Source organism: Streptomyces sp. (assembly GCF_050698815.1).
Classification (GTDB): domain Bacteria; phylum Actinomycetota; class Actinomycetes; order Streptomycetales; family Streptomycetaceae; genus Streptomyces.
The window spans coordinates 1-25,832 of sequence record NZ_JBOHCV010000430.1 but is presented as its reverse complement, the minus strand read 5'-3'; the positions used below and the strand labels follow the sequence as shown (position 1 = coordinate 25,832).

General features: G+C 71.8%; 26 protein-coding genes, 1 pseudogene and 1 riboswitch. Of the genes and pseudogenes, 11 read left to right on the top strand and 16 right to left on the bottom strand.

What is annotated here, in order from left to right; translation table 11 throughout:
• Window positions 1–270: pseudogene (locus ACRDP3_RS15730) on the top strand (NAD(P)/FAD-dependent oxidoreductase); the annotation flags it as partial.
• Window positions 271–346: 76 nt separating this feature from the next.
• Here the strand turns inward: ACRDP3_RS15730 and ACRDP3_RS15725 are convergent.
• The 5 genes from ACRDP3_RS15725 to ACRDP3_RS15705 all read right to left on the bottom strand — a co-directional run bounded on the left by ACRDP3_RS15725 (window position 347) and on the right by ACRDP3_RS15705 (window position 5,072).
• Window positions 347–1,561, bottom strand: coding sequence for a hypothetical protein (locus ACRDP3_RS15725; protein ID WP_431517569.1), 1,215 nt, complete (start codon window positions 1,559–1,561; stop codon window positions 347–349).
• 40 nt (window positions 1,562–1,601) lie between these two features.
• Entirely contained in the window at window positions 1,602–2,519 is a 918-nt protein-coding gene (gene metF / locus ACRDP3_RS15720; protein ID WP_431517568.1) for a methylenetetrahydrofolate reductase [NAD(P)H], read from the bottom strand.
• Between the two features lie 100 nt (window positions 2,520–2,619).
• Entirely contained in the window at window positions 2,620–3,285 is a 666-nt protein-coding gene (gene thiE, locus ACRDP3_RS15715) for a thiamine phosphate synthase (protein ID WP_431517567.1), read from the bottom strand.
• Between the two features lie 141 nt (window positions 3,286–3,426).
• Entirely contained in the window at window positions 3,427–3,792 is a 366-nt protein-coding gene (locus ACRDP3_RS15710) for an Rv2175c family DNA-binding protein (protein WP_431517566.1), read from the bottom strand.
• Between the two features lie 47 nt (window positions 3,793–3,839).
• The gene (locus ACRDP3_RS15705) at window positions 3,840–5,072 is read right to left on the bottom strand and encodes an NAD(P)/FAD-dependent oxidoreductase (protein ID WP_431517565.1); all 1,233 of its coding nucleotides are present in this window, start codon (window positions 5,070–5,072) and stop codon (window positions 3,840–3,842) included.
• Window positions 5,073–5,236: 164 nt separating this feature from the next.
• Window positions 5,237–5,347, top strand: a riboswitch (TPP riboswitch).
• Between ACRDP3_RS15705 and thiO the strand changes: the two genes are divergently transcribed.
• From thiO to ACRDP3_RS15675, 6 genes are all read left to right on the top strand, one after another.
• Window positions 5,345–6,622: a glycine oxidase ThiO gene (gene thiO / locus ACRDP3_RS15700; RefSeq protein WP_431517564.1), complete on the top strand. Its 1,278-nt coding sequence runs from the start codon at window positions 5,345–5,347 to the stop codon at window positions 6,620–6,622. Its footprint overlaps the riboswitch before it by 3 nt.
• Window positions 6,619–6,849 (top strand): sulfur carrier protein ThiS, encoded by a 231-nt coding sequence (thiS, locus tag ACRDP3_RS15695; protein WP_431517563.1) that lies wholly within the window; start codon window positions 6,619–6,621, stop codon window positions 6,847–6,849. The genes thiO and thiS overlap by 4 nt, the downstream gene beginning before the upstream one ends.
• Window positions 6,850–6,855: 6 nt before the next feature.
• Window positions 6,856–7,701 (top strand): thiazole synthase, encoded by an 846-nt coding sequence (locus tag ACRDP3_RS15690; protein WP_431517562.1) that lies wholly within the window; start codon window positions 6,856–6,858, stop codon window positions 7,699–7,701.
• 131 nt (window positions 7,702–7,832) lie between these two features.
• Entirely contained in the window at window positions 7,833–9,845 is a 2,013-nt protein-coding gene (gene pknB / locus ACRDP3_RS15685; RefSeq protein WP_431517561.1) for a Stk1 family PASTA domain-containing Ser/Thr kinase, read from the top strand.
• A 352-nt stretch (window positions 9,846–10,197) separates the two neighbouring features.
• Entirely contained in the window at window positions 10,198–10,953 is a 756-nt protein-coding gene (locus ACRDP3_RS15680; RefSeq protein ID WP_431517560.1) for a transglycosylase SLT domain-containing protein, read from the top strand.
• A gap of 5 nt (window positions 10,954–10,958) precedes the next feature.
• A complete protein-coding gene (locus tag ACRDP3_RS15675; RefSeq protein ID WP_431517559.1) occupies window positions 10,959–11,885 on the top strand; it encodes a deoxyribonuclease IV in 927 nt (308 codons plus the stop codon).
• On the opposite strand, the gene ACRDP3_RS15670 is transcribed toward ACRDP3_RS15675, so the two are convergent.
• A complete protein-coding gene (locus ACRDP3_RS15670) occupies window positions 11,882–12,505 on the bottom strand; it encodes a sulfite oxidase-like oxidoreductase (RefSeq protein WP_431517558.1) in 624 nt (207 codons plus the stop codon). The genes ACRDP3_RS15675 and ACRDP3_RS15670 overlap by 4 nt on opposite strands.
• A 199-nt stretch (window positions 12,506–12,704) precedes the next feature.
• Between ACRDP3_RS15670 and bfr the strand changes: the two genes are divergently transcribed.
• Entirely contained in the window at window positions 12,705–13,193 is a 489-nt protein-coding gene (gene bfr / locus ACRDP3_RS15665; protein WP_431517557.1) for a bacterioferritin, read from the top strand.
• A gap of 14 nt (window positions 13,194–13,207) precedes the next feature.
• Here bfr and ACRDP3_RS15660 read toward each other — a convergent pair whose 3' ends face one another.
• Both ACRDP3_RS15660 and ACRDP3_RS15655 read right to left on the bottom strand, forming a co-directional pair.
• Complete coding sequence (locus ACRDP3_RS15660; RefSeq protein ID WP_431517556.1) at window positions 13,208–13,507, bottom strand: (2Fe-2S)-binding protein; 300 nt, start codon at window positions 13,505–13,507, stop codon at window positions 13,208–13,210.
• A gap of 138 nt (window positions 13,508–13,645) precedes the next feature.
• Window positions 13,646–14,995, bottom strand: coding sequence for a class II 3-deoxy-7-phosphoheptulonate synthase (locus ACRDP3_RS15655; RefSeq protein ID WP_431517555.1), 1,350 nt, complete (start codon window positions 14,993–14,995; stop codon window positions 13,646–13,648).
• Between the two features lie 278 nt (window positions 14,996–15,273).
• Between ACRDP3_RS15655 and ACRDP3_RS15650 the strand changes: the two genes are divergently transcribed.
• The gene (locus ACRDP3_RS15650) at window positions 15,274–17,235 is read left to right on the top strand and encodes an anthranilate synthase family protein (RefSeq protein ID WP_431517554.1); all 1,962 of its coding nucleotides are present in this window, start codon (window positions 15,274–15,276) and stop codon (window positions 17,233–17,235) included.
• 60 nt (window positions 17,236–17,295) lie between these two features.
• Here ACRDP3_RS15650 and ACRDP3_RS15645 read toward each other — a convergent pair whose 3' ends face one another.
• The 4 genes from ACRDP3_RS15645 to ACRDP3_RS15630 all read right to left on the bottom strand — a co-directional run bounded on the left by ACRDP3_RS15645 (window position 17,296) and on the right by ACRDP3_RS15630 (window position 21,364).
• The gene (locus ACRDP3_RS15645) at window positions 17,296–18,324 is read right to left on the bottom strand and encodes a 6-phosphofructokinase (protein WP_431517553.1); all 1,029 of its coding nucleotides are present in this window, start codon (window positions 18,322–18,324) and stop codon (window positions 17,296–17,298) included.
• A gap of 186 nt (window positions 18,325–18,510) precedes the next feature.
• Entirely contained in the window at window positions 18,511–19,170 is a 660-nt protein-coding gene (locus tag ACRDP3_RS15640) for a response regulator (RefSeq protein WP_431517571.1), read from the bottom strand.
• Between the two features lie 108 nt (window positions 19,171–19,278).
• On the bottom strand, window positions 19,279–20,493 hold the full coding sequence (gene macS, locus ACRDP3_RS15635; protein WP_431517570.1) for a MacS family sensor histidine kinase: 1,215 nt from the start codon (window positions 20,491–20,493) through the stop codon (window positions 19,279–19,281).
• A gap of 85 nt (window positions 20,494–20,578) precedes the next feature.
• Window positions 20,579–21,364, bottom strand: a complete 786-nt coding sequence (locus ACRDP3_RS15630) for a lysophospholipid acyltransferase family protein (protein ID WP_431517552.1) — start codon at window positions 21,362–21,364, stop codon at window positions 20,579–20,581.
• A gap of 137 nt (window positions 21,365–21,501) precedes the next feature.
• On the opposite strand from ACRDP3_RS15630, the gene ACRDP3_RS15625 reads away from it, so the two are divergent.
• Window positions 21,502–22,272: an alpha/beta hydrolase gene (locus ACRDP3_RS15625; protein WP_431517551.1), complete on the top strand. Its 771-nt coding sequence runs from the start codon at window positions 21,502–21,504 to the stop codon at window positions 22,270–22,272.
• A complete protein-coding gene (locus ACRDP3_RS15620; RefSeq protein ID WP_431517550.1) occupies window positions 22,262–22,879 on the top strand; it encodes a hypothetical protein in 618 nt (205 codons plus the stop codon). The genes ACRDP3_RS15625 and ACRDP3_RS15620 overlap by 11 nt, the downstream gene beginning before the upstream one ends.
• A gap of 13 nt (window positions 22,880–22,892) precedes the next feature.
• On the opposite strand, the gene ACRDP3_RS15615 is transcribed toward ACRDP3_RS15620, so the two are convergent.
• The 4 genes from ACRDP3_RS15615 to ACRDP3_RS15600 form a co-directional block, all read right to left on the bottom strand.
• Entirely contained in the window at window positions 22,893–23,666 is a 774-nt protein-coding gene (locus tag ACRDP3_RS15615) for an endonuclease/exonuclease/phosphatase family protein (RefSeq protein ID WP_431517549.1), read from the bottom strand.
• A 97-nt stretch (window positions 23,667–23,763) separates the two neighbouring features.
• On the bottom strand, window positions 23,764–24,705 hold the full coding sequence (locus ACRDP3_RS15610) for an ROK family glucokinase (RefSeq protein ID WP_431517548.1): 942 nt from the start codon (window positions 24,703–24,705) through the stop codon (window positions 23,764–23,766).
• 88 nt (window positions 24,706–24,793) lie between these two features.
• The gene (locus ACRDP3_RS15605) at window positions 24,794–25,360 is read right to left on the bottom strand and encodes a DUF5304 family protein (RefSeq protein ID WP_431517547.1); all 567 of its coding nucleotides are present in this window, start codon (window positions 25,358–25,360) and stop codon (window positions 24,794–24,796) included.
• A 90-nt stretch (window positions 25,361–25,450) separates the two neighbouring features.
• A partial coding sequence (locus ACRDP3_RS15600; RefSeq protein WP_431517546.1) for an ArsA family ATPase occupies window positions 25,451–25,832 on the bottom strand: 382 nt, incomplete at its 5' end.

Genomic DNA, 25,832 nt, shown 5'->3' with positions numbered 1-25,832 from the left:
GCCGGGCTGGGCCTGGGCGGGCGGGTGCGGTGGCAGGAGGTGCGTACGCCGGAGGACATCGCGGCCGAGACGGGCGTGCCGGGCGGCCTGGTGCCCGCGCCGGTACTGGGCGGCGGGCCGCTGCGGGCGCCCAACAGGACGGCGACGCAGGGGCTCTACCGGGCCGGCGGCTGGGCTCATCCGGGAGGCGGGCCGGCCCACGCCGGCATGTCCGGCGCGCTGGTGGCGGGATTGATCGTGGAGGGGGACGACTGGCGCGGCTCACGGTGAGCGGTGCGGGACGACCGGTACGGGACGGGGGCCGGGACAGGGGCCGGGGCCGGGGCGGGGGCTGCGGCTTCCGCGCTCAGTAGCCGCGCTGGTCGTCGTAGTAGTAATAGCCGTTGTCCGCGGTGCCGTAGCCGTTCTGGTACGGCTGGTAGGGCTGCTGCTCCGGCGGCACCTCGTCGGCGTCGCGCTGCTGCGGTACCCAGGCACCGCCGGCCGCCGGGGTTTGGGGGTAGTAGGACTGCTCTCCCGTGTACATGCCGTCGTTGCCGTACCCGGTGCCGTAGCCGTCGGCCCCGTAGCCGTCGGATCCGTAGCCGTTGCCGTACGGGGACTGCTGGGGGCCGTAGCCCGGCTGATCCCCGCCGCCGTAGCCGCCCCCGTAGCCGCTGCCGTAGGCGTCGAAGCCGTCGTAGGACGCGGCCGCGTACTGGCCATTGCCGTCGTAGCCGGCGTAGGGGTCGGAGTACGCGGCGTACTGCTGCTGGTCCGGGTAGGTGTACTGCTGCTGGTCGGCCTGGTCCGGGTATATCCCTCGACGGGCGGCGGCGGGATAGCCGAAGTCGTCATAGCCGCTGAGGCTGAATTCCCCGGTCTCGTCCGGCATCGGCCCGGGCTGGTAGACGGGGCCGGACTGTTGCTGGGCGGGCTGCTGGGCGCCGTAGCCGTTCGTGGTCGGGTAGCCGCCCGGTTCCTGTCCGAGGGGGTCGTACGCGGCCGCCGGGTCGTAGCCGTTCGCCCCGTAGCCGGTCTCGTCGTAAGCGTTCGGGCTGAAGGCCTGCGTCGCGGCGTAGGCACCGGTGTCCCGGCCGTTCGGCGCGAAGACGTCGGGCTCGTAGCCGTCCGGTCCGTAGCCGTTCGACGCGTAGCCGTCCGCTCCATAGCCGTTCGACGCGTAGCCGCTCGGCTCATAGCCGTCGGAGCCGTAGCCGGCCTGGCGCTGCTCCGCCGTCGTATCGTGCGCCTCCAGCTCGGAGACCTCCAGCGAGGGGTCCTCGTCCGCCGCCTCTTCCTCCTCGCGGCGACGGCGGGTGAAGCCCGGGCCGTTGAGCGCCCAGCCGGCCGCGAAGCCGCGGCGGTGCGAGAGCGTGACGAACGTCTGACCCATGGCGAAGGCGGCGATTCCGGCCCCGATCACGAGTACCGACGGAATCAGCGCCCCCGCCACCACACCCAGGAAGCCGGTGAAGGCCAGCAGGCGCCAGCGCAGTCGTGCCTTGTACTGCAGCAGCACCTCGCCGAACAGCCACAACGCGACGATGCCGAACGCGATGTAGAGGACCGTCCAGCCCATGTACGCCCCTCTCTCGCCGCCTCGGCCGGCAGGCTTCGGCTCAGGACCGCTCGTGGAGTCCGAGATTCTCGTGGATTTCCAGCGTTGCCGTGGAGTTGTTGAGCGTAATGAAGTGGAGTCCGGGGACGTCCTCAGCCATCAGCCTCGCACACAGCTCCGTGGCGCACTCGATCCCGACCGAGCGTACCGCCGCCGGATCGTCTTCGACGGCCCGGAGTCGATCTGCCATCTCCCGAGGGATCGTCGCGTTGCTGAGCTGCGCGAACCGCTCGATCTGCTGCACGTTGGTGACCGGCATGATCTCCGGAATGATCGGTGTCTCGCAACCGGCGGCCACCGCGCTGTCCCGCAGCCGCAGATAGTCCTCGGCGCGGAAGAACATCTGCGTGATCGCGTAATCGGCCCCGGCCCGGCACTTGTCGGCGAAGTGCCGCACGTCGGAGTCCCAGTCCGTGGACCGCGGGTGCATCTCGGGGAAGGCGGCGACGCCGACACAGAAGTCGCCGGATTCCTTGATCAGCTCGACGAGTTCGGCAGCATAGTCGAGGCCCTCGGGGTGCTTCACCCACTCCCCCATCGGATCGCCCGGCGGGTCACCGCGGATGGCGAGCACGTTGCGGATGCCGGCGTCGGCGTACTGGCCGATGACGTTGCGCAGCTCGGCCCGCGAGTGGCTGACAGCGGTGAGGTGGGCGACGGGAGTGAGGGTGGTCTCCGCGGCGATCCGTTCGGTGTTGCGCACGGTGCCTTCGCGCGAGGAACCGCCCGCGCCGTAGGTCACCGAGACGAAGGTCGGCGAGACCGCCTCGATCCGGCGCAGCGAGTTCCACAACGCCCGCTCGCCCTTCTCGGTCTTGGGGGCGAAGAACTCGAAGGAGTACGACTTCTGCCCCGAGGCGAGCAGGTCACGAACTGTCGGCGGGCGGTCTGTCCTGGTAGCTGAGATACCGATGGCCATAGGTAGAGGCTATCGGCCTTGCCTAGGGGGCAGCCCGGGGCGGAGCGCTACGTCCCCTCCGTCCCGCTTGGGCGTTGCCGGTGTCCACGGAGTGGACGCCTTACCGGTCCTCATTCTCGGCCCGTTCCCGCAGCCTCCCGGCCAGCCGCGCCGCGGCGGTCCCAGGGTCGTCCGCGCCGGTGAGAGCCCTTACGACGACCACGCGCCGGGCTCCCGCGTCGAGCACCTGATCCAGGTTGGCGGCGTCGATTCCGCCGATGGCGAACCAGGGGCGGACGGGGGCGCGAGCTGCCGTGTACCGCACGAGCGGCAGCCCGGGAGCCGGCCGTCCCGGCTTGGTGGGGGTGGGCCAGCAGGGTCCGGTGCAGAAATAGTCCACACCCGGCTCGGCCATCGCCGCGTCGACCTCCGTCTCGGCGTGCGTGGAGCGGCCGAGGAGGGTGCCCTCGCCGAGGACCTTCCGCGCGGCGGGGACGGGCAGGTCGCCCTGTCCCAGGTGCAGCACGTCGGAGCCGATGGCGTGGGCGACGTCCGCGCGGTCGTTGACCGCGAGCAGCTTGCCATGGCGGCGGCAGGCGTCCGCGAAGACGGCGAGGTGCGCCAGCTCCTCGGCCGCTTCCAGGCCCTTGTCCCGCAGCTGCACGATGTCCACGCCGCCCGCCAGCACCGCGTCCAGGAACTCCGGGAGGTCGCCCTGCTCCGTGCGGGCGTCGGTGCACAGGTACAGCCGCGCGTCGGCGAGGAGCTGGCGGGCGGTGGCGCTCATGGGGCGTCTCCAGGGATCTGCGAGGCACGGGCGTACGGCCCCGCGGCATCGGGCCCGCGGTGGGGACCCGCTGCCCGGTCCGTACGCCCGTGCAGGGCGGGTGAGTGGTGCGGCTCTGCCGTCGGCGGGCGAGCGCGCGGCTCAGACGGCGAGTGCCTGGGCGCGGCGCTTCACCTCGGTCCCGCGATTCTCGCCCAGGGCCTGCGCCGGGGTGCCGGGCAGGGTCTCATCCGCGGTGAACAGCCATTCCAGCATCTCCTCGTCGCTGAAGCCGTCGTCCTTGAGGAGCGTGATGGTGCCGACCAGGCCCTTCACGATCCGGCCGGAGCCGATGAAGTCGGCGGGCACCTGCAGCGTCCGGTTCTCCCCCCGGCGCACCGCGATCAGCTGGCCCTCCTTGACCAGCTGCCGGACGCGTGTCACTGGGACGTCCAGTCTTTCCGCGACATCGGGGAGGGTGAGCCAGGCGGGGACGAGAGCATCGGTCTTCGCATCAATCTCGGTCACGCTACCCAGCCTGCCATCCCGCGGTGACAGTCACTACTGTGCGGCCGCTACCGCACGGCCTTCTTCAGTGCGACGGCCGCGTCGGCCACCCGCTCGCCGCGCACCGGCAGGCCCCGTTCCATGATCTTCCGGCCCTGCGTGAGGTCGCGCGGCCGGCCGACCGCCAGCAATGCGACCAGGGCGCTGTCGCGCAGCCAGCAGACCGACCATGCGGCACCGCGCGGATCGCCGCGCCAGATCAGTTCGTCGTCCTCGGTGTGGTGTCCGGCGTACTGGACGAAGCGGCCGAACTGCTCGGACCAGAAGTAGGGCACCGGATCGTAGACGGCACCCTCCGCCTCGCCGTCCACGATGCCCTCGGCAACGATGTTCACGGCCACCGCCCGCGGCCCCTGCAGCGCGTTGTCCCAGTGATGCACCAGCAGCCGTTCGCCGTACCGCGCGGAGGGAAAGGAGGCGCAGTCACCGACCGCGTAGACGTGCGGGGCGGAGGCACGCAGCCGGTCGTCCGCCACGATCGCTCCGTCCTCGCCCAGCTCGATCCCCGAGCCCGCCAGCCAGCCGGTCGCGGGCCGCGAGCCGATGCCCACCACGACCGCGTCGGCGGGCACCCGGGTGCCGTCGGCCAGCAGCACGCCGCCCGGCTCGACGGAGTCCACCGCCACGCCCGTGCGGAGTTCGGCGCCGCTCTCCGCGTACCAGGCCCGCATGTGTTCGGAGACCTCGCCCGGCAGTGCGCCGGGCAGCGGCCGGCCGGCGGCCTCCACGACGGTGACGGCGCAGCCCGCCTGCTGTGCGGCCGTGGCGAACTCCGCGCCGATCCAGCCCGCGCCGACCACCACGACGGTGCTCCGCGCGGCCAGTACGGGCCGCAGCCGGGCCGCGTCGTCCAGCGTGCGCAGCAGATGGACGCCCGGGGCGCCCTCGCTGCCGGGCAGTGCGAGAGGTTCGGCGCCGGTGGCGAGGACGAGCCGGTCGTAGGCCACGGCTCCGGCCTCGGTCTCCAGCAGTCGCTCGGCCGGGCGCACCCCGGTCACGCTGCGGCCGAGTTCCAGGTCCACCTCGAGCGTCGCGAAGTCGATGTCGAAGGCGGAACTCTCGGCGGTGCCGAGCAGCACGGCCTTGGACAACGGGGGGCGGTCGTAGGGCTGGTGGGGTTCGCCGCCGATCAGCCGGATCTCTCCCGGCCAGCCCTGCTCGCGAAGCTGCACCGCCGTCTGGGTACCGGCCATCCCGGCACCGACGATGACGACCCGCTGCCTTCTCCGACTGTCGCTCACACGGTCACCTTAGGCCGGTGGCCGGCCGGTGGAGCGCGGAGTGGTCCAGGCGACTCCCTGCGGCTCCCCTGTGGAGCGCGGGAGCGGCGCAGTAGGCTGACGTCCGCACCACGACAGCGCGCATGCACGACAGCACGGCAGACAGCGGCACGGCAGACAGCACGAAAGGCATACGCGGGAGTCCGGCGCACCGGGCTGAGAGGGAGGCTGACGGCCTCCGACCGTACGAACCTGATCCGGGTCATTCCGGCGAAGGGAGGAGCAGCGTTCTCATGCGTTCCAGCAGGACGACCCGCACCACATCCCAAATCCCCGCGGCCCGGCCGGACTCCGGGTCCCCGGCAGCCGCCGACACACTGGTCGTCGGCGGCGGCATCATCGGGCTCGTCACCGCCTGGCGGTCGGCCCAGCGCGGGATGCGCACCACCGTCGTCGACCCCGGCCCGGGCGGCGGCGCCGCGCAGGTGGCGGCGGGCATGCTGGCAGCGGTCACCGAACTGCACTACGGCGAGGAGGACCTGCTCGGTCTCAACCTCGCCTCGGCCGCGCGCTATCCGGATTTCGCGGCGGAGCTGGAAGAGGCGAGCGGGCAGGAGATCGGTTATCGCGCCTGCGGCACACTGGCCGTCGCGCTGGACGCCGACGACCGTGCGGATCTGCGCGAACTGCACGCTCTGCAAAGGCGTTGCGGGCTGGAGTCGCAGTGGCTCTCGGGCCGGGAGTGCCGACGGCTGGAGCCGATGCTGGCCCCGTCGGTACGCGGCGGGCTGCGCGTGGACGGCGACCATCAAGCCGACCCGCGCCGCCTGGCCGCCGCCCTGCTGCTGGCCTGTGAGCGCGCGGGAGTCACCTTCCTGCGCGCCTCGGCAGTGGCGGTTTCGGTCACACACGACCGCGCCACCGGTGTGACGCTGGACGACGGCAGAGCCGTGCGGGCCGGGCAGACGGTGCTCGCGCTGGGCTCGTACGCGTCGAAGCTGGCCGGTCTGCCACCCGAACTGGTGCCGCCCGTGCGCCCGGTCAAGGGCCAGGTGCTGCGGCTGCGGATGCTGCCGTCCGCGTACGGCCCCTTCCTGTCCCGCACGGTGCGCGCGGTCGTGCGCGGCGGCCACATCTATCTGGTGCCGCGCACCAACGGCGAGCTGGTCATCGGTGCCACCAGCGAGGAACTGGGCTGGGACACCACGGTCACCGCGGGCGGCGTCTACGAGCTGCTGCGCGACGCCCACGAGCTGACCCCCGGCCTCACCGAGCTGCCGCTGACCGAGACCGGGGCGGGCATCCGCCCGGCCTCGCCCGACAACGCGCCGCTGCTGGGCCCCACCACGCTGCCGGACCTCCATCTGGCCACCGGCCACTACCGCAACGGCGTGCTGCTCACCCCGGTCACCGGCGACGCGATGGGCGAGCTGCTGGCGACCGGCGAACTCCCCCGGCAGGCCCGCCCCTTCACCCCCCGGCGCTTCACGCGGCAGGGTCACTCATCGACCCACCGGTCCCCCGCCGCGGCCACCCCTACCGGCAGCGAGCCACAGGAGCAGTCAGCATGACGAGTCACCTCTCCCCCGCCGCGACCGTCAGTGTCAGCGTCAACGGGACCTCCCGCGAGATCCCCGCCGGCCTCACCCTCGACCGGCTGGTGGCCACCTTCACCACCGCACCGTCCGGGGTCGCCGCGGCCGTGAACGAGGCGGTCGTCCCGCGCGGCCGGTGGCCCGAGCTGCGGCTGGCCGAGGGCGACCGCGTCGAGGTCCTGACCGCGGTACAGGGAGGCTGACCGGAGATGACCACAGACCTGAGCACCGGACGCACCGCCGACCCGGCCGCCGCGCCCACGTCCGATCCGCTGGTCATCGGCGACAGCTCCTTCACCTCCCGCCTGATCATGGGTACGGGCGGCGCGCCCAGCCTCGAGGTGATGGAGCGCTCGCTGGTGGCCTCCGGAACCGAGCTGACGACAGTCGCGATGCGCCGTCTCGACCCGAACGTCCAGGGCTCGGTCCTGTCCGTGCTGCGCGAACGCGGCATCCGGGTGCTGCCGAACACCGCGGGCTGCTACACGGCCGGCGAGGCCGTGCTCACCGCCCGGCTCGCCCGCGAGGCCCTGGGTACCGACTGGGTCAAGCTCGAGGTGATCGCCGACGAGCGCACCCTCCTGCCCGACCCCGTCGAGCTCCTGGACGCGGCCGAGACGCTGGTCGACGACGGCTTCACCGTGCTGCCGTACACCAACGACGATCCCGTGCTGGCGCGGAAGCTGGAGGAGACGGGCTGCGCGGCGATCATGCCGTTGGGTTCCCCGATCGGGTCCGGGCTGGGCATCCGCAACCCGCACAACTTCCAGTTGATCACCGAGCGGGCCGGAGTCCCCGTGATCCTCGACGCGGGCGCGGGAACGGCCTCGGACGTCGCTCTGGCGATGGAGCTGGGTTGCGCGGCGGTGATGCTGGCCTCGGCCGTGACCAGGGCACAGGAGCCGGTGCTGATGGCCGAGGCGATGCGGCACGCGGTGACCGCGGGCCGGCTGGCCGCCCGTGCGGGGCGCATCCCCCGCCGCCACTTCGCCGAGGCGTCCTCCCCGGTGGAGGGAGTGGCCGCGTTCGATCCGGAGCGCCCCGCCTTCCGGTGACGTGAGCGACACCCGGGGACCATCAACCGGCGAGACAAAAGGGATATTCCGCGTCACCGTCCGGCACCGGTGCCCGTTCTGTGTCGCACGATGGACTTTCGTCCCGTGGACGGCTCGTAGACTCTGCGGCGATGGATACGAGCCTTCAGGACCCTTTCGGCTCCGCCGGGGAGCCGCCGCCGGTCGGCCAGGTGCTCGACGGCCGCTACCGCGTCGAGGCGCGCGTGGCCGTCGGCGGGATGGCGACGGTCTACCGCGCCGTGGACACGCGGCTCGACCGCGAGCTCGCCCTGAAGGTGATGCACCCCTCACTCGCGGACGACGGCGCCTTCGTCGCCCGCTTCATCCGCGAGGCCAAGTCCGTGGCCCGCCTCGCGCACCCGAACGTGGTCGGCGTCTACGACCAGGGCACGGACGGCACGTACGTCTATCTGGCGATGGAGTACGTCTCGGGCTGCACCCTCCGCGACGTTCTGCGCGACCGTGGAGCGCTCCAGCCACGGGTGGCCCTCGACGTCCTGGAGCCGGTGCTGGCCGCGCTGGGCGCCGCGCACCGCGCCGGCCTCGTGCACCGCGACATGAAGCCGGAGAACGTGCTGATCGGCGACGACGGCCGGGTCAAGGTCGCCGACTTCGGACTCGTACGAGCGGTGGACAGCCAGACCGCGGTGGGCGACGACACCATCCTCGGCACGGTCTCCTACCTCGCGCCGGAGCAGATCGAGCACGGCACCGCGGACACCCGCACGGACCTCTACGCCTGCGGCGTGATGCTCTACGAGATGCTGACCGGCACCAAGCCCCATTCCGGCGGCACCCCCGCCCAGGTGCTCTACCAGCACCTGTACGAGGCCATGCCGGCACCGTCCGCCTCCGTGCCCGGGCTCGCCCCCGGCCTGGACGCCCTGGTCGCGCGGGCGACGGCGCGGGAACCGGACAACCGCCCCTACGACGCGGGCGCGATGCTCTCGGAGACCCGCGGGACCCGGGCCGGCCTGACCGGCGCGCAACTGGACGCGGTACCGCCGCAGGCGGTGGGCGCGCCCACGCAGCTCGCCGGCGCCGCCGCGGGCGCGGCAGGACACAGAGCGGACGGTTCCCAGGACCGTACGAGCGTGCTGCCCCGCCCCGCCGCGGGCGAAGTGCCCGAGGACGGGTCATACGACTCCGAAGCCCCCTTCGAGGACGACGGGCTGAACCGCACCGCCCGGTTCGCCGCCACGCCCCCCGACGGGCCGCGCCCCTCGCACGGCGCCCCCTCACCGCACCGCGGACACGGACGCCTGGTCCTCGTGCTGCTGGCCGCGGCGCTGCTGGTACTGGTCGGCACCGGTGTCTGGTACATCAACTCGGGCCAGTTCACCAGGGCCCCGGCCGTGCTGGACAAGACCGAGCCCGAGGCGAGGAAGGTCCTGGACGGCGCGGGGCTCGACGCGAAGGTCACCCGCGACTACAGCGAGCGGATCAAGCGCGGCCACGTCATCGACACCAACCCCGACCCGGGCGACCGTGTCCGCAGGACCGGCACCGTCACGCTCGTCGTCTCCCGCGGCCCCCGGACCGTCAAGGTTCCGGATCTCGCCGGTACGCCGCTCTCCGACGCCCGGCGCGAACTCAAGGACGCAGGCCTGGAGCCCGGAGCGGTGCAGCGCAAGCTCGACGAGGAGACCGCGCGGGGCTCTGTGATCGGCACCGAGCCGGACGCGGGCGACACGCGGCGCCCCGGCTCCGCGGTCGCCCTCACCGTCTCCAGGGGCGCCCCGGTAGAGGTGCCGGACGTGGTCGGGGAGGACAGGGACTCCGCACAGGAGGAACTGCGCGAAGAAGGGCTCAAGATCCGTTTCGCCGCCAAGCGGGTCTTCTCCGAGGAGGACGAGGGCACCGTCGCCCGCCAGTCCCCCGGCGAGGGCGGCACGGCGGCCAGGGGCGACACCGTCACGCTCACCGTCTCCAAGGGCCCCGACCTGGTGAAGGTCCCGGACGTGGACGGTCTGGGCAAGGGCGAGGCACGCCGGCGGCTGGAGAAGGCGGGCTTCGAGGTCACGGTACGCAGGCTCTTCATCGGCGACACGGTCTTCAACCAGTCGCCGGGCGGCGGCGCGGAGGCCCCGCGAGGCTCCGGCGTCACCCTCTGGCTGCGCTGAGCCCGTGACGGGCGAATTCCCGCTGACGTCGCGCGTATAAGCCATTACCCGGCGTGAACAGACTCCGGCCGCGTGTGACACCGGACATAGGACCCATATCACGTACGAAGGTGTTTAGTGCGATAACGTACCCGTCGTTAACAGATGCGCCAGTTGGTCAAAGTGCACTTTCCGGACCCCCGCCGCAGTGCCGCACCACCCATTTCCACGACGCGGGATAGTACGTCACATTTTTGTGTTGCGTTTTCCGACCCTTTAACAATTGCCCTCGGTCGCACGACGCCGGAATCCGAACTCGGCGTGAACTGCCTTTCAGGCTCTGCGACGCACGCAATTGAAAGGTTCGCTCTCCATGCCCCGCATTCCCGGCTACGTCCGCAACCCCAAGTTCACGCGTATCTCCGCCGCAGGCATCTCCGCAGTTGGCGCCGCCGCCCTCGCGATGACCCTCATCCCCAGTTCGGCTGACGCCGGCGACACCAGCCAGTCCGCCGCCAAGAAGGTCAGCGCCTCCTCCACTCCCTCCGGCGCACCGCACTCCGAGGCGCATCCCAAGAACGCCGAGCAGGGCACCCTGGACGCCGACGTCCAGCGCGCCGACGACGCGGTGGCCGCGCAGAAGAGCGCCGTGGCCAAGCAGAAGGCCGTGGCCGCCGAGCGGCACGAAGCCCAGCAGGCCGCTGCCGCCAAGAAGGCCGCGGCCGAGAAGAAGGCCCGGCAGGAGCGTGCGGCCAAGGCCAAGCAGGCCGCCAGCCGCGCCGCCGACCGTCCCGCGGTCAAGAGCTACCCGGACAACCTCGACGGCTGGATCCGCGAGGCCCGCGACATCATGGCGAAGCACAACATCCCCGGCTCTTACGACGGGATCAAGCGGAACATCATGCGCGAGTCCGGCGGTGACCCGAACGCCCAGAACAACTGGGACATCAACGCCCAGAACGGCACTCCGTCCAAGGGTCTGCTCCAGACCATCAAGCCGACCTTCGACGCCTACCACGTCGACGGCACGTCCACGAACATGACCGACCCGGTCGCGAACATCGTGGCCGCCTGCAACTACGCGGCGGACAGGTACGGTTCGATGGACAACGTCGACTCGGCATACTGAGTCATGTGACAACGAAGCGACAGCGCAATCCCATTGGCGGCCACGTCCCCGTAGCAGGGGGGCTGGCCGCCAGTGGCATTTCCCACGCCGACGACATCGGGGCGGAGACCGTCCAGATCTTCGTCGCCAATCCGCGCGGCTGGGCGACAACGGCCGGCTCCCGGCGGCAGGACGAGGAATTCCGTACGGCTTGCGCGGAGCGGGGACTTCCGGCATATGTGCACGCCCCCTATCTCATCAATTTCGGTTCGCATACCTGGGCCACGGCCGACAAGTCCGTTTCCTCGCTGCGCCATTCACTCCGCCGGGGCCGCGAAATCGGCGCGCTCGGTGTGGTCGTCCACACGGGTTCGGCCACCGGCGGCCGAGACCGCGAGACCGCCCTGGCCCAGGTACGGCGACTGCTGTTGCCGTTGCTGGAGGAGCTGACCCACGACGAGGACCCGTGTCTGCTGCTGGAACCGACGGCGGGCCAGGGCTCCTCACTCTGCTCCCAAGTCCGTGATCTCGGACCGTACTTCGACGTCCTCGACCGGCACCCCCGGCTCGGCGTCTGTCTCGACACCTGTCACGTGTTCGCCGCGGGACACGACCTGGCCGCGCCCGGAGGCGTGAAGCGGACCCTCGACGAGCTGGAATCGGTGACGGGCGCCGGCCGGCTGAAGCTGATTCACGCCAACGACTCCAAGGACGTCGCGGGCGCGCGCAAGGACCGGCACGCGAACATCGGCCGAGGCCACATCGGCGCGGCGCCGTTCGCCGACCTGCTGACCCATCCGGCGACCGAGGGTGTGCCGCTGGTGATCGAGACACCGGGCCGCAAGGAAGGCCACGCGGCGGACGTGGCACGGCTGAAGGAACTGCGGGACGGCGGACCCGTCGCCGGTGCCGGTGCCGGCGATCCGGCGAGCGCGCGCCGGGACGTGTACTAGAGCTCGGGGCCCTCGCCGGGCTCCTCCTGATAGGAGTAGCGCTGCTCCGTCCAGGGGTCGCCGATGTTGTGGTAGCCGCGCTCCTCCCAGAAGCCGCGGCGGTCGGCGGTCATGTACTCCACGCCGCGCACCCACTTCGGGCCCTTCCACGCGTACAGGTGCGGCACCACGAGCCGGAGCGGGAAGCCGTGTTCGGCGGTGAGCAGTTCGCCCGCGCGATGAGTGGCGAAGAGGGTGGGCCCCGCGGCGAAGTCGGCCAGCCGCAGGTTCGAGCTGAAGCCGTACTCGGCCCAGACCATGACATGGGTGACGTCGCTCGCGGGCGGCGCCAGCTCCAGCACCGTACGGGCGGGCACACCGCCCCACTCGGCACCCAGCATGCTGAACTTGGTCACACAGTGCAGATCGGCGACCACGGTCTCGTACGGCAGCGCGGTGAACTCCTCGTGGTCCCAGGAGTGCTTCTCGCCGTCGGCGGTGGCCCCGAAGACCCGGAAGTCCCAGCGGTCGGGCTTGAACTTCGGCACCGGACCGTAGTGCGTGACCGGCCAGCCGCGCTGGAGTCGCTGTCCGGGCGGAAGCGGTCGCGGCTCCCCCTCGCCACTCTGCGCCTGACCCATCTCCCCATGGTGACAGAACCCGGCGCCGCCGCTGACCAGCACCCCGCCCAGGGGTTGTTCGATGCTGGACCGACCGCCAATTCGGGTGATTTCGGTAAGCCTGCACTTACTGGACCGCGTCGCGACACGGTGCGAAGATGCGCGGGCGCGCGCACGCAACCTGGCACTTTACCCGTTCCCCTGGAAGGAGCCCGCAGCCATGCAGGGCGATCCCGAGGTCATCGAATTCCTCAACGAGCAGCTGACCGCCGAGCTGACGGCCATCAACCAGTACTTCCTGCACGCCAAGATGCAGGACCACTTCGGCTGGCCGAAGCTCGCGCGTTACACCCGGGCCGAGTCCTTCGACGAGATGCGGCACGCCGAGCGCCTCACCGACCGCATCCTGTTCCTCGACGGACTGCCGAACTACCAGCGGCTCTTCCACGTCAACGTCGGGCAGACGGTCACCGAGATGTTCACGGCGGACCGGCAGATCGAGGTGGAGGCCATCGACCGGCTGCGGCGCGGTGTGGAGGTGATGCGCGCCAAGGGGGACATCACCTCGGCGAACCTCTTCGAGTCCATCCTCGCCGACGAGGAGCACCACATCGACTACCTCGACACGCAGCTCGAACTGGTCGAGAAGCTGGGCGAGCCGCTCTACATCGCGCAGCTCGTGGAGCAGGAGGCCCCCTCGGAGGGCTGACCCGCGCTCCCGCCCTAGGCGGCCTCGTAGGCGGTCTCGTAGGCGGTTTCCGCCACCGCGGGGGTCCGCTGCTCACGCTCCGGGAGGATCTCCGCCGTGAGGGCGGCGGCAGCGGGTTCCCGCTCCGTGGCCTGCTCGAGCCGGCCACGGGGGCAGGCGCCGCGACCGAGGAGCCCCTGGATCCGGCGTACGCACGAGCCGCAGTCGGTCCCCGCCTTGCTGGCCGAGGCGACCTGGCGCGGCGTGCAGGCGCCGGCCTCCGCGTGCTCGCGGACCTGTCGCTCGGTGACACCGAAGCAGGAGCAGACGTACACGCGCTCTCCTCCGTCCGGGACTCGCTGGATGGGACTCGCTGGCTTGATGAGGTTAACCTAACCTTACCCGCCGCTCGCTGTCCACAACAGCGGAATGGGGCCCGCGTCACAGTGACGCGGGCCCCATTCCCTTCGGTCTCACTGATCCCGGTACATCTCCGCGACGAGGAACGCCAGGTCGAGGGACTGGCTCCGGTTGAGGCGGGGGTCGCAGGCCGTCTCGTAGCGCTGGTGCAGGTCGTCGACGAAGATCTCGTCACCGCCGCCCACGCACTCCGTCACGTCGTCGCCGGTCAGCTCCACGTGAATGCCGCCCGGGTGCGTTCCGAGGCTCTTGTGCACTTCGAAGAAGCCCTTGACCTCGTCCAGCACATCGTCGAAGCGGCGGGTCTTGTGCCCGCTGGCCGCCTCGAAGGTGTTGCCGTGCATCGGGTCGCAGACCCACACCACCTGGGCCCCCGAGGCGGTGACCTTCTCCACCAGCGTGGGCAGCCGGTCACGGACGGTGTCGGCACCCATCCGGGTGATGAAGGTGAGCCGGCCCGGCTCCCGGTCCGGGTCGAGCCGGTCGATCAGCGTGAGCGCCTCTTCGGGCGTCGTGGTCGGACCGAGCTTCACCCCGATCGGATTACGCACCTGCGCGGCGAACTCGATGTGCGCCCCGTCCAGCTGCCGGGTGCGCTCACCGATCCAGACCATGTGCCCGGAGACGTCGTACAGCCTGCCGCTGCGCGAGTCCGTACGGGTCAGGGCCGACTCGTAGTCGAGCAGCAGCGCCTCGTGCGAGGCGAAGAACTCGACGGTCTTCAGCTCCTCGGGGTCGGTGCCGCACGCGTGCATGAACTTCAGCGCCTGGTCGATCTCGCGGGCCAGCGCCTCGTACCGCTGCCCGGACGGTGACCGCTTCACGAAGTCCTGGTTCCAGGCGTGCACCTGCCGCAGGTCGGCGTAGCCGCCGGTGGTGAAGGCGCGCACCAGGTTCAGCGTGGAGGCGGACGCGTGGTACATCCGCTTCAGCCGCTCCGGGTCCGGCCTGCGGGCGGCCTCGGTGAACTCGAAGCCGTTCACGGAGTCACCGCGGTAGGACGGGAAGGTCACCCCGTCCCGGGTCTCGGTCGGCTTGGAGCGCGGCTTGCTGTACTGCCCGGCGATGCGGCCGACCTTGACGACCGGGACCGACCCGGCGTAGGTCAGCACGGCGCCCATCTGCAGCAGCGTCTTCAGCTTGTTCCGGATGTCCTCGGCGCTGACCTGGTCGAAGGCCTCCGCGCAGTCACCGCCCTGCAGGAGGAACGCCTCACCGCGGGCGACGGCGCCCAGCCGGGCGCGCAGCTGATCGCACTCGCCGGCGAAGACGAGCGGCGGATAGGACTCGAGTTCCGCGGTCACCTCGCGCAGCGCCTCGTGGTCCGGCCAGTCGGGCTGCTGCGCCGCGGGAAGGTCTCGCCAGGTGCGCGCACCGGCGTCGGGATTGGCGTTCACAGTCACGCGCTCCAGGTTACGGGGTCATGCCCAGGGGTTTTCGCCGTGCCCGAGTGATGAGACGGAACGCACCCGTCTGCTTACCGCTCGGGTAGCCTGCCCGCATGTTCGCGCAGGCCTTTACCGGCAACCGGTGGTGGACCGCTCATCCGGCGGCCCACCGACTGCGCGCGCACCACGACTGACGTGACAGACGCGAAGGCCGCCCGAGGGGCGGCCTTCGGTGTGTCGGCGGCCGGTCCTCCCCCTACGTGACCTCGCACGTAACTGGAAGGACCACCCAGATGCCAGAACGTACCGGTGCACCCGCAATCCTCCGGCAACTGCTGCGCGCCGACGACGCAGCAGCCGCCGGGGCCTTCGCGCTGCTGCACAGACACACCCCCGGCCGGGCCGGCGACACCGTCGAGATCCTGACCGGGCCCGTGAGCGAGGTGACCCGGCTCGCGGAGATTCCGGACGGAGAGCATGGTGTTCTCGTCCTGGTGCCGTTCCGGCAGATCAGCGAGCGCGGCTTCCGGGTACGGGACGATGGGACGCCCCTTGCCGTCCTGATGCCGCGGGAGGTGCACGAGCTGCCGCTGGGCGAGGTGCTGGCGGCCCTGCCCCGGCACCGGGTGCGGGTCGAGGACGGGGCCTTCGACGTCTCCGACGCGGCGTACGAGGAGACCGTGCGGCGCGTCGTCGAGGACGAGATCGCTTCGGGAGAGGGCGCCAACTTCGTGGTCCGGCGGACCTTCGAGGGACAGCTTCCGGGCTTCGGACGCGCCGACGCCCTCGCCCTGTTCCGCCGGCTGCTGTGCGGGGAGCGGGGCGCGTACTGGACCTTCGTCGTGCACACCGGCGACCGGGTACTGGCCGGGGCGAGTCCGGAGGCGCATGTGCGGATGTCGGGCGGCACCGTCGTGATGAATCCGATCAGCGGCACCTACCGCTATCCCGCCGGCGGGCCGAGCCCCGAGGGCCTGCTGGACTTCCTCGCCGACCGCAAGGAGACCGAGGAGCTGTCGATGGTCGTCGACGAGGAGCTGAAGATGATGTGCAGCGTCGGCGACATGGGCGGGGTCGTGGTGGGGCCGCGGCTGAAGGAGATGGCGCACCTGGCGCACACCGAGTACGAGCTGCGCGGCCGCAGCACGCTCGGCGTGCGCGAGGTGCTGCGGGAAACGATGTTCGCCGCGACGGTGACCGGCTCGCCCGTGGAGAACGCCTGCCGCGTCATCGAACGGCACGAGCAGGGCGGACGTGGCTACTACGCGGGAGCGCTGGCGCTGATCGGACGGGACGCCGCGGGCGGGCAGACCCTCGACTCCCCCATCCTCATCCGCACCGCCGACATCGACGTCAGGACCGGGCGGCTACGGGTTCCGGTCGGCGCCACCCTGGTACGGGCCTCCGACCCGGCGAGCGAGGTCGCCGAGACCCACGCCAAGGCGGCCGGGGTGCTCACCGCCCTCGGGGTGCGCGAGGCGCCCGTACACGAGCAGCGCGGGCCACGGACCCGGCCGGCCGACACCCGGCCGGCTGACACCCGGCCGGCTGACGACCTGCGGGTCCGGGCGGCGCTGGAGGCGCGGCGCGCGGACCTCGCGCCGTTCTGGCTGCGGATGCAGACCCGCGAGGAACGCGGCGCACTGCGCGGCAACGTGCTGGTGGTGGACGGTGAGGACACCTTCACCTCGATGCTCGCCCATCTGCTGCGCGCCACGGGCGCGGAGGTGGTGGTGCGGCGGTACGACGAGCCCGGCCTGCGGGAGGCCGCGCTCACACACCAGGGGCCGGTCGTACTCGGGCCCGGTCCGGGCGATCCACGGGACACACGCCGCACCGGCGATGCGGCCGATCCGCGGATGCGGGTGCTGCGCGGCCTCGCGGCGGAGCTGCTGCGGGAGCACCGGCACGGGCTGCTGGGGATCTGCCTGGGGCACGAACTGCTCGCCGCCGAGCTGGGGTTGGAGATCGTGCGGAAGGAGCGCCCGTACCAGGGGGCGCAGGAACGCATCGACTTCTTCGGGCGGACGGAGACCGTCGGCTTCTACAACTCCTGCGCGGTGCGCTGCGCGCGGGAGACGGCGGCCGAGCTGGCGCTGCACGGGATCGAGCTGAGCCGGGATCCGGAGAACGGGGATGTGCACGCGCTGCGCGGGCCGGCCTTCGCCGGTGTGCAGTTCCACCCGGAGTCGGTGCTGACGCGGAACGGTCCGGCCGTCGTGGCGGAGCTGCTGGCGGCGGTGGCGGTCGGCTGACGCGGCCCGCCCGCCGCTGTGCGGCGGGCGGGGCGGCGATGGGCGGGGCGGGGCGGGCATTCAGCCGAAGAAGACGCTCGCCTCCGCGTACAGCTCGGGGTCCACGGTCTTCAGCTGCGCGGTGGCTTCCGAGATGGGAACCCGGACGATCTTCGTACCCTGCAGCGCGACCATCTTGCCCCAGTCCTGGTCCCGCACCGCGTCGATCGCGTGCAGCCCGAAACGGGTGGCCAGCCAGCGGTCGAAGGGGGTCGGGGTGCCGCCGCGCTGGATGTGCCCGAGCACTGTCGTACGGGCCTCCTTGCCGGTGCGCGCCTCGATCTCCTTGGCCAGCCACTCACCGACGCCCGACAGCCGGACGTGCCCGAAGGAGTCGTGCGACGCGTCCTTCAGCACCATCTCGCCGTCCTTGGGCATGGCGCCCTCCGCGATCACGACGATCGGGGCGTAGCTCGCCTTGAAACGGGACGTGACGTAGCCGCAGACCTCGTCGACGTCGAAACGCTGCTCGGGGATGAGGATGCAGTTGGCGCCGCCGGCCAGTCCGGAGTGCAGGGCGATCCAGCCCGCGTGCCGTCCCATCACCTCGACGACGAGGACCCGCATGTGGGATTCGGCGGTGGTGTGCAGCCGGTCGATCGCCTCGGTGGCGACGTTGACGGCCGTGTCGAAGCCGAAGGTGTAGTCGGTGCCGGAAAGGTCGTTGTCGATCGTCTTGGGCACGCCGATGCACTTGACGCCGAACTCGTCGGTGAGCCGGGCCGCGACGCCGAGCGTGTCCTCGCCACCGATGGCGATGAGGGCGTCCACCTCGTGTTTGACGAGGTTGTCCTGGATCCGGCGGACGCCGTTCTCCACCTTGAAGGGGTTCGTACGCGAGGAGCCGAGAATGGTGCCGCCGCGCGGCAGGGTGCCGCGCACAGCCGGGATGTCGAGCGGCACGGTGTCCCCCTCCAGCGGGCCGCGCCAGCCGTCCCGGAACCCGAGGAACTCATAGTCGTACCGCTGAACGCCCTTACGGACCACGGCCCGCATGACGGCATTGAGCCCTGGGCAGTCGCCACCGCCGGTCAGCACTCCGACCCGCATGGGGGTCTCCCTTCTCGCATAGCCGCGCGATACGCGGCTCCGTACGCAACTGCGGCCACGCTAGCGGTGATCCACGTCACGGGGGGCGGGGGCGCGAGGTCGTTTTCCGTGGAGGATCCGGGGCGTCGCCGTACCCGATCGCCCCTGCTGACGGACGTAGCGGGAAGAACCGCCCGCTTCGGCCCGTCAGTCCCCGTCCAGGCCCCGCTCGATGGCGTACCGCACGAGCTCCACCCGGTTGTGCAGCTGGAGCTTGCCCAGGGTGTTCTGCACGTGGTTCTGCACGGTGCGGTGCGAGATGACCAGCCGCTCGGCGATCTGCCGGTAGCTCAGCCCCTTGGCGACCAGCCGCAGCACCTGCGTCTCCCGCTCCGTCAGCTGCGGCACGTCGGGGTCGTGCGGGCCCGTCGCGGGGCCCGGGTCGGCGGCCAGCCTGCGGTACTCCCCCAGGACGAGTCCGGCCAGGCCGGGGGTGAAGACCGGGTCGCCCAGGGCCGTACGGCGCACCGCGTCCTGCAGCTCCGCCATGCTCGCCGACTTCACGAGATAGCCGGTGGCCCCGGATTTCACCGCCTCCAGCACATCCGCGTGCTCCCCGCTCGCGGAGAGCACCAGTACGCGCGGCGCGGTGCCGGGGCCGGTGGCCGTGCCGACCAGTTCGCGGCAGACCTCGACGCCCGACAGGCCGGGCAGATTCAGATCGAGGACGAGCACATCGGGCGCGGCCGCCCGGGCGCGGCGCACCGCCTGCGGGCCGTCACCGGCCGTCGCCACCACCTCGAAGCCGGCCTCGCCCAGATCACGTGCCACCGCGTCCCGCCACATCGGATGATCGTCGACGACCATCACCGTCACCGGCCGGCCGTCCGCGCCGGCCTCATCCCTCTCTTCGGCGCCGTTCGCCTCTTCCGCGTTGTCCGCACTGTCCGCCATGCCCGCCCACCGTGTCGTCCGTCATGACGTGCCGCGTTCCGCGGCACGCTTCGGCACTCTCAGTTCCACTTCCGTTCCCTGCCCCGGCACCGACAGCAGCTCCGCGCTGCCGCCCAGGTCGCGCAGCCGCCCGCGGATCGAGAGCGCGACCCCCAGCCGGCCCTCCGCCTCCGCGTCCGCGAGCCGCCCGGCGGGGATTCCGGGGCCGTCGTCCCGCACGGTCACGATCACCGCGTCCGGTTCGTCCTCCAGCAGGATCCATGCCTGCGCCGACTCGCCGGCCGGTCCCTTCGCGTGCTGCCGCACATTCTCCAGGGCGGCGCCGACAGCGGCGGCCAGCTCCCGGGCCGCGGCGGCCCGCAGCACCACGGGTGCGCCGGGCTCGGCGAAGGTGACCCGGGTGCCCGAATGCGGCGAGAGCAGCGCGCGCAGGTCACATTCGCCGGGGCCGGCACCGTCATCCGCGGCGCGGGTGTAGCGGTCGACGGGGGTGTCGGCGGCCGCCGTGGACCTCGAGGTGCCGGGAGCCGGGACCAGCCCACTCGAAACGAGGGTGCGCAGCGCCAGCTCCTGCTCTCCCGCCAGCTGCCCCAGTTCCGCCGCCTCACCGCCGAGCGCCGTGCCGCGGCGCTGCACCATGGCCAGCACCTGCAGCACGCTGTCGTGGATGTCGCGGGCGAGCCGTTCCCGTTCGCGGATGGCGGCGTCGAGCTGGAGCGCGCGGGCCAGAGTTCGCTCACTGGCACGTGCCACCTCGACGACGTAGCCGATGCCGACGCTGGCCACGCACACCAGCAGCACGTTGTGCAGGGTGGGCCGGGTGACCGAGCCCTGCTCGATGATGTTGGCCAGCCCGACCAGGACCGCGCCCACCGCGCCCCAGCGCCAGCCGCCCTTGATGGCGAAGGCGAGCACGGGGCCCGCGACCCAGATGGAGGGGAGCGTGGGGCCGATGCTGCCGTCGGAGTCGACGTAGAGCGACAGCAGAATGCCCGCGATGGCGAGGACGAGGTCGATGACGAGGAAGCCGTTGGTGCACCGGCGGGCCGAGGAGACCTTGGGGAGGGTGCTCAGGGTCCAGGCCGCGAGCACGGCGAAGTAGAGGGCCCCGGGGAGAGGATGGGAGAACCTGTCGAAGGCCCATATGTAGACGGCGAGCGCGTAGCCGAGTGCCAGCACCCGGTAGCCGGCCAGCGCGCGCCACAACGGCTGCTCGACGGACATCCGTACGGCCATCTCTGCTGCCCCACCCCTGGGTACACCCTGTCCGCTCACGCGGCTGTTCCTACAGGCCGCTCACGCGGCTGTTCCTTCAGGCCGCTCACGCGGCCTGTTCAGGCTCGTCGCGCTTGCGCTCCGCCACAGTCTGCCCGGCCCCCGCCCCCTTCGCGGCCTCCTTTTCGGCCTCCGCCGCCCGCTTCGCCTCCTCGGCGAGCTGTCGCTTGGCGGCGGTGGCGTAGGTGTCGACGTACACCTGGCCGGACAGCTTCATGATCTCGTACATCACCTCGTCGGTCACCGCGCGCTGGATGAAGCGGTCGTTCTCCATGCCCTGATAGCGGCTGAAGTCCAGCGGCCTCCCGATCCGGATGCCGGGCCGCATCAGCTTGGGTACGACCTGACCGGGTGGCTGGATCTTTTCGGTGTCGATCATCGCGACCGGCAGGACCGGCGCCCCCGAACGCAGCGCGACCCGGGCCAGCCCGCCCGCCTTGCCGCGGTAGAGGCGGCCGTCCGGAGACCGGGTGCCCTCCGGGTAGATGCCGAACAGCTCACCGCGGGCAAGCACTTCGAGCCCGCTGCGGATCGCGGCCTCGCCGGCGCCGCGCACACCGGAACGGTCCACCGGCAACTGTCCGACGCCCTTGAAGAAGGCGGCCGTCAGCTTGCCCTTGACCCCCGGGGAGGAGAAGTACTCGGCCTTGGCGATGAAGGTGACCTTCCGGTCGAGCACGGCGGGAAGGAAGAAGGAGTCCGAGAAGGACAGATGGTTGCTGGCCAGAATCGCCGGCCCTTCGGCGGGCACGTTCTCGAGCCCTTCCACCCAGGGGCGGAAGGCCAGCTTGAGCCCATTGCCGACCGACAGCTTCACCGCTCCGTAGAACAACCGAGCACCTCCTGATTCCGACGGGAAGACCCTATCTCGCCATCACCGAAGCGGCGGTCCTCCGTCAGGCACAGCGGAACTACCCGGCGCCCGGCCCCCCGCGTAGGCTGGCAGCACCCGACCGGCTGGAGGCCGATGTGTCCATCCTTCCCGGAGCCGAACCCATGCGCCACGAGGGTTCGGAGATCGGCGTCCTGGTATGCCACGGTTTCACCGGCTCCCCGCAGTCGGTGCGTCCGTGGGCCGATCACCTGGCCGCGCGGGGACTGACGGTGTCCCTGCCGCTGCTGCCGGGGCACGGCACGCGGTGGCAGGACCTGGCGGTGACGGGCTGGCAGGACTGGTACGCGACGGTCGACCGCGAGCTGCGGATGCTGCGCGACCGCTGCGAGCAGGTCTTCGTGTTCGGACTCTCGATGGGCGGAGCGCTGGCGCTGCGCCTCGCGGCCCGGCACGGGGACGCGGTGAGCGGGATCACCGTGGTGAACCCCGCGGTGACCTTCCCCAAGCTCCAGGGTTTCGTGCTGCCGGCCATCCGGTTCCTGCTCCCCTCCGCGCCGGGCATCGCCAGCGACATCGCCAAGCCCGGTGTGCGGGAGGTGGGTTACGAGCGGGTGCCGCTGCACGCCGCGTACGAGGCCCGCAACTTCTTCCGCATGGTGCGCGGCGAGCTGCCACAGGTCACACAGCCGCTGCTGGTCCTGCACAGCAGGACGGACCACGTCGTGTCGCCGTCCGACTCGGCACTGGTGCTCAGTTCGGTCTCCTCCAGCGACGTGACCGAGACCGTACTCGAGGACAGCTACCACGTGGCCACGCTGGACCATGACGCGGAGCGCATCTTCGCGGACTCGTACGGATTCATCACCCGGCTCGAAGCGAGGAAGACGGCACGTGATGGCGCGTAACCCCGACGCGGAGGACCACGGTCCGGGCGAGGATCCGGAGCCGGGCCGGGCCTCCGGACCGGAGCAGCCGGACGAGGAAGCGGGGCTGCCGTTCGACGAGGAAGCCGCCTGGGCACAGATCATCGACGCGTACGGCGAGGCGCCGCGTGCCGACGGCCTGGCACCGGCCACGGAGCCGGGCGGTGACGCCCGCACCGCCACCGGGCCCGGCTCCGGACCCGGGCCCGGCCAGGGCGAGGGTGAGGGCGACGAGGGCGGCACGGCCGTACGCAGCTTCACGGTCTACGCGGCGGGCTCGGGCCCGCGTGACTGGCCGAGCCGGATCGGTGACGGCGACGAAGGTGAGGACGGCGAGGGCCACTTCGTACCGCCGGAGCCGCCGCCGCTGCCGGTCTCGGACCCCACCGCGAGGTTCGCCTGGCTCGCGGTTCTCGGCGGCCCGCTGCTGCTGATCTTCACGATCCTCTTCCAGCAGGACCTGACCTGGTGGATCGCCACCCTCGGCGTCGGTGGCTTCCTGGGCGGCTTCGCCACCCTGGTGGCCCGGATGCGGGACGGCCGGGACGAGGACGACGGGGACGACCCGGGGCGCGGCGCGGTGGTGTGAACCGCGTCGGCGCCTAGGGCGTGCCGCCCGCCGTGGCCGGCGGCACCCTCAGTGCCGCCAGCACCGGGAGGTGGTCGCTGGCGGCCCGCAGGTCGGCGGGGGCGATCCCCTCGAGCCCGGCCGGCACACCGCAGCCCAGCACGTCGATCCCGTGGGAGGCGAGCACCGCGTCGATGCGCTGGTGCGGGTGATCCGGCGTGGAGGTGTGTTCGCCGCCCCAGGGCTTTACCGCCCAGCCGTCCTGGAGTTCTGCGGCAAGGCGGCGGAACGTACGGCCGCCGGGGCGCTCGTTGAGGTCACCCGCGGCCACCGTGTGCTCCGCGCCCAGGGCGGCGAGGCGGTCGAGCAGCAGGCCGCCCTGCGTCTGGCGTTCGGCTTTCTGCAGGCTCAGATGACAGCTCAGTACACCCAGCCGGGCAGCCGGGCCGAAGCGCAGCACCGCCGTGGCGAAACCCCGCCGGTGCAGCCCGGGCGTATGGGGCAGCAGCACGTCCTCGGTGTGTTCGACCGTCGCCCGCAGCGTGGCCAGGATCATCGGCCCGGTGGCGGTCGCGCCACCTGTCACGTACACCAGACCGCACTCCCGGGCGAGCCGGGCGGCCTGCTTGCGCCAGCCGAAGAAGCGCGGCGCCTCCTGTACACAGACGACGTCGGGGGCGCACGCCCGGATGACCCGGGCGAGCGCCCACCTGTCGTCGCGCAGGGAGCGGATGTTGTAGCTGAGCAGCCGGACGACGGCGGAACCGTCGGACGCGGTCTGTGCTGCGGGCAGATCCGCGAGCGTCATCGGGCGCGGCTCACATTCCTCGGTCTCGGCTGCTCGGTCACGGACCGCCGGGCTCAGCCCTGACGGGCCGTGCCGTCAGCCCTGTCGGGCCGTGCCGTCAGCCCTGTCGGGCAAGGTCTGCCACTCCCACCATGCCCGCCTTGCTGCCCAGTTGGGCCGCGAGCACCTCGGCGTGCGGACGCCAGCGGCTGCCGACCAGCCAGCGGCGGTAGGACTTACGGATCGGGTCGAGTACGAGGTCACCCTCGTCGGAGACGCCGCCGCCGACGATGAAGGCGCCGGGGTCGAAGAGTGAGGCGAGGTCGGCCAGGCCGGAGCCCGCCCAGCGGGCGAGTTCGCGGAAGGAGTCGATGGCGACCGGGTCGCCCTGCCGGGCGGCCTCGGAGATGTGCTTGCCCTCGACGCCCTCGGGGGTGCCGTCGCCGAGCCCGAGCAGGATCGCGGCGTTCTCGGGCGTGGCCGTGGCCCGCTGCCGTGCGTACCGGACGAGGGCACTGCCGGAGGCGTACTGCTCCCAGCAGCCCTGGTTGCCGCAACCGCACAGCAGACCGTCCGGCACCATCCGGATGTGCCCGAACTCGGCCGCGACGCCGAAGCGTCCGCGGTGCAGCTTGCCGCCGATGATCACGCCGCCGCCGAGGCCGGTGCCGATCGTGATGCAGACGACGTCTTCGTGGCCGGTGCCGACGCCGAACTTGTACTCGCCCCACGCGGCGGCGTTTGCGTCGTTCTCGATGACGACCGGCAGATCGATGCGCTGCTCGACCTTGTCCTTGAGCGCCTCGTGCCGCCAGCTCAGATTCGGTGTGAACAGGACGGTCGCCCGCTTGTCGTCGACGTAGCCCGGTGCCCCGATGCCGACGGCGTCCACCTCGTACTCGGCGCTGGCGTCCCGTACCGCGTCGGCGATCGCGTCTATGACGGCATCCGCGGTGGGCGGGGTGGGCACGGTGCTGGTCTTGAGGATCGTGCCGTGCTCATCGACCACGCCGGCCGCGATCTTGGTGCCGCCGATGTCGACGCCGATAGTGAGTCCCATGTGTCCCTCGGATATTCGGTCGAGCCCCGCCGCGGACCACCGTACCGGAGGGTGTGCGGCGCCGGGATCGGCCCCGGTGACACGGTGCCTACTCGCCGTCCCCGGCTCCCGGCCCCTCCGGCTTTCCGGGGCCGGACGGCTCTTCCGGGTCCTTGTCGAGATCGATCCGCTCGGATCCCCCCGCGGCCCCGCCGGCCCCGGCGCTGCCGGACGGGTCACCGGAGGCGGCGGATGAACCGGGGGCGGCGGGAGAGCCGGGAGCGGCGGGATCGCGCCCGCCCGCCGTCCAGCGCCCCTCGGATTCCTGTACGGCCGTGCGGTAGGCGGCGAGCAATTCGCCGCCCGCGGCGGCGAGGTGGTCGAAGACCTGCGGGTTCCGCTGGACGACGGGCTCGATGGCCGCCCTGGCCTGCGCGAGCAGCTGCTGTGCCATCCCCTGCGCGGCGGCTGAGCCGACCCCTCCGCCGAACGGTCTGCCCAGCTCGGCGACCCTCTCGGACACCGCGTCGGCGAGCCGCCGCAGTTCCTCGGCGGCGCTCACCGGCTGATGCCCGTACTCCGCACGCCGCCGGGCCCGCTCGGCGGCGAGGTCCTCCTCGCAGGCCGAGGCCCAGGAGTCGGCGTCGGGCACGTCGGGCTCGGCGGCATCGCTCATGGCGCGGCTCCTACGACGGAGAGCGGGTGGTGGACTCACATCCGACGTTACCCGAACGGGCGGACGACGGTGGCAGGCTCCCGGTACCCGTCAGCGTCCCGGGCCCGCCGGCCACAGAGCGGGATCGGGTTCGCAGCGCACCCGCAGCTCCCCCGCTTCCAGCGCCGCGCCCACGACCCGGCACCGGCGCAGCGCGGAGGGCAACGGCAGGATGCGCCGGTAGGGGCCGACGGTGAGGATCAGTTCGTCCCCGCGCCGGACCAGATCCAGCTCCTCCTTGCGGGTGGCGGGCAGCGGCAGCACCCAGACCAGCAGACCGTCCCGCGCCAGCCGGTCCTCCACCCTCCCGGGACCGGAGTCGGAGTCGGAGTCCGGGTCCGGGTCGGACGCGAGGCCGGGCGCGGTGGCGGCCGGCCCGGCGAGGCCGGCCAGATCCTGGATGTCCTGGACGCCACGCGGGTCGCGTCCCAGG